This window comes from Roseateles sp. P5_E11, assembly GCF_054049355.1.
This window is the reverse complement of sequence record NZ_JBFUMO010000595.1, coordinates 1-3,452: the sequence shown is the minus strand read 5'-3', so window position 1 is coordinate 3,452 and position 3,452 is coordinate 1. Positions and strand designations below refer to the sequence as shown.

Sequence of the window (3,452 nt, the reverse complement as noted above, 5' to 3'; positions counted from 1 at the left end):
GCCCCATCGCCTTCGGTCGCGGGCTGGAGGTGCAGCTGACGGTGGACGAGCTCTCCTTCGAAGGTGGCAGCGCGACGCTGCTGGGCGCCGTGCTGCACCACTACTTCAGCCGCCATGTGTCGATGAACAGTTTTGTCCAGACGCTGCTGGTCTCGCGCACCCGCGGCGAACTCAAGCGCTGGCAGCCGCTGTCCGGCGCCCGGGCTGTGCTGTGAGCCAAAAGCCCGAGCCCTCGATCTTCGACGCGCTGGCCGCGCGCCCGGGCCGGTTCGACCTCTTCCAGGCCCTGCGCCGCATCGAGGCGGCCCACGCCGACAAGCCGCGCCTGGGCGATGCGTTGCGCCCGGGCGACGAGCCGGTGCGCTTTGCCAGCGAACCGGCGCTGAATTTCGCGCCGACGGCCATCACCAAACTGGCCGCCAACGACCACGGCCCGCCACGCCTGGTGCAGCGGGTGCTGAGCCTGTTCGGCCCCAATGGTGCCTTGCCCACCCACCTGACCGAATATGCCCGCGAGCGGGCCATGCACCACGGCGACCGCACCTTCGCGGCCTTTGCCGACATGCTGCTGCATCGCTTCGGCCTGCTCTTCTACCGGGCCTGGGCGCGCGCCAACCCGGTGGTGGGCATGGATCGCAGCCGCGACGCGCCTATCGTGCGCCATGTGGGCGCCCTCATCGGCCTGGCCGAGCCGTYGCTGCGCGAGCGCGACGCCCTGGGGGATTTTTCCAAGCTCTATTTCGCCGGCCGTCTGGCTCGCTCGGCGCGCGATGCCGATGGGCTGCAAAGCTGGATCGCGCTGCGCTTCCGTGTGCCCGCCCTGGTACAGCAGTTCAGCGGCCACTGGATGCCGCTGGGGCTCGAGGAGCGCACCCGCCTCGTCAAGCACGACGGCGTGGCCCTGGGTCGCGGTGCCGTGCTGGGCCGCCAGGTCTGGGATGTGCAGCACAAGTTCCGCATCGAGATCGGCCCCCTGGGCTGGGAGGCATTCCAGGCCTTCCTGCCGTCGGGCCCGTATCTGCCGGCCCTGCAGGCCCTGCAGGCCATGGTGAGGCAATACGTTGGCCAGGAGTTCGCCTGGGATGTGCGCCTGCGCCTCAAGCCCGCCGAGGTGCCGGCCTGGCCGCTGGGCAAGCGTCCCGGCGTGGGCATGCTGGGGCGCAGCGCCTGGCTCAACAGCCAGCGCCCGCGCAAGCGGGCCGACCAGCTGCTGATGAACGTCGAGAGCATCTGCCGGGGGGCGCTGAAACCCTCGCTTGCCCCCAAGCATCAGATGTAGCGCGCTCAGAGCGGAACCGAACGGCGCCCTTGGTCACTTAGCACCGAGGAGAACTGGAAATGACTGACATCAGCCGCCAAGCCCTGTTCGGCAAGCTCAACCCGCTGGCCTACAAATCCATCGAAGGCGCCACCGTCTTCTGCAAGCTCAGGGGCAACCCTTATGTCGAGCTGGTGCACTGGATCACCCAGCTGCTGGAGAACAACGAGTCCGACGTCAGCGCCATCGTGCGCCACTACGGCCTGGACGCCGCCGCGCTTGCGCGTGACGTGACAACGGCGCTGGACCGCCTGCCGCGCGGCTCCACCGCCATCAGCGACTTCTCCGAGCACATCACCCACGCCATCCAGCAGGGCTGGGTCTATTCGACGCTGATGTACGGCGATGCCCAGGTGCGCAGCGGCCACCTGCTGCTGGCGCTGCTCTCCACGCGCTCGCTGCGTGAAGCGCTGTTCGGCATCTCGCGCCAGTTCGAGAAGATCAAGGCCGATGACCTGGCCGACAAGCTGCAAAGCCTGGTCGGCAAGACCGGCGAAGCCGGCCTGGGCGCCACCGACGGCAGCGCGTTGAACAGCGCGCAACCCGGCCAAGCCGAGGGCGCGATGGCGCCCGCCGCCATGGGCCGCCAGGAGGCACTGAAGAAGTTCACCGTCGACCTGACCGAGAAGGCGCGCAAGGGCGAGATCGATCCGGTGACCGGTCGCGACGACGAGATCCGCCAGATCGTCGACATCCTGATGCGCCGCCGCCAGAACAACCCGCTGCTGACCGGCGAGGCCGGTGTCGGCAAGACGGCCGTGGTGGAAGGCTTTGCGCTGCGCCTGGCGCGCGGCGACGTGCCGCCGCCCATGCAGGGCGTGACGCTGCTGACGCTGGACATCGGCCTGCTGCAGGCCGGCGCGTCGATGAAGGGAGAGTTCGAGCAGCGCCTGCGCCAGGTCATCGACGAGGTGCAGGGCAGCCCCACGCCCATCATCCTGTTCATCGACGAGATCCACACGCTGGTGGGCGCGGGTGGCGCCGCCGGCACGGGCGACGCGGCCAACCTGCTCAAGCCCGCTCTGGCGCGCGGCAACCTGCGCACCGTCGGCGCCACGACCTGGGCGGAGTACAAGAAGTACATCGAGAAGGACCCGGCCCTGACCCGCCGTTTCCAGACTGTGCAGGTCGAGGAGCCGGACGAGAAGAAGGCCATCCTGATGCTGCGCGGCGTGGCCACGGTGCTGGAGAAGCACCACAAGGTCCAGTTGCTCGACGAGGCCATCGAGGCTGCGGTCAAGCTGTCGCACCGCTACATCCCGGCCCGCCAGCTGCCCGACAAGGCCGTCAGCCTGCTCGACACCGCCTGCGCCCGCGTCGCCGTCAGCCAGCACGCGATGCCGGCCGAGGTCGAGGACTGCAAACGCCGCATCGAGTCGCTGGAGATCGAGCAGGGCATCATCGGCCGCGAGGCCCAGGTGGGCGTGCATATCGGCGACCGCGGCGTGTCGGTGGAAGAGAAGCTGGCCAACGAGCGCGCGCGCCTCGCGACGCTGGAAGTGCGCTGGCAGCAGGAGAAGGATGTCGTCGCCAAGATCCTGGAGCTGCGCGCCAAGTTGCGCGGTGATGGCCAGCCGGTCGATGAAGCCGCCTCTGCGGCACCCGACCGCGACGGGCTGCTCGTCGAGATGCACGCCGCCCAGGCCCAGCTAGCCGAGCTGCAAGGCGACCACCCGCTGATCCTGCCCTCGGTCGACGCCCAGGCCGTGGCCAGCGTCGTCGCCGACTGGACCGGCATCCCCGTCGGCCGCATGGTCAAGAACGAGCTGGAAGCCGTGCTGCGCCTGGGCGCCACGCTGGGCCAGCGCGTCATCGGCCAGCAGCACGGCCTGGACATGATCGCCCGCCGCATCCAGACCTCGCGCGCCAAGCTCGACAACCCGAACAAGCCCATCGGCGTCTTCATGCTGTGCGGCACCTCGGGCGTGGGCAAGACCGAGACGGCGCTGGCGCTGGCCGAGTCGCTCTACGGCGGCGAGCAGAACGTCATCACCATCAACATGAGCGAGTACCAGGAGTCGCACACCGTCTCCACGCTCAAAGGCGCGCCTCCGGGCTATGTGGGCTACGGCGAGGGCGGTGTGCTGACCGAGGCCRTGCGCCGCCGGCCCTACAGCGTCGTGCTGCTGGACGA

General features: G+C 69.3%; 3 protein-coding genes. All 3 read left to right on the top strand.

Features of this window, described 5'->3' with window-relative positions:
* Positions 1-215, top strand: a 215-nt coding sequence (locus ACXJKR_RS27575; RefSeq protein ID WP_457325540.1) for a type VI secretion system baseplate subunit TssF, incomplete at its 5' end; no start/stop codon positions are given.
* Positions 212-1,279, top strand: a complete 1,068-nt coding sequence (tssG, locus tag ACXJKR_RS27570) for a type VI secretion system baseplate subunit TssG (RefSeq protein ID WP_457325539.1) — start codon at positions 212-214, stop codon at positions 1,277-1,279. The genes ACXJKR_RS27575 and tssG, both read left to right, overlap by 4 nt.
* A gap of 59 nt (positions 1,280-1,338) precedes the next feature.
* Positions 1,339-3,452 (top strand): type VI secretion system ATPase TssH (gene tssH, locus ACXJKR_RS27565; protein WP_457325538.1); only part of this gene is annotated, 2,114 nt, incomplete at its 3' end.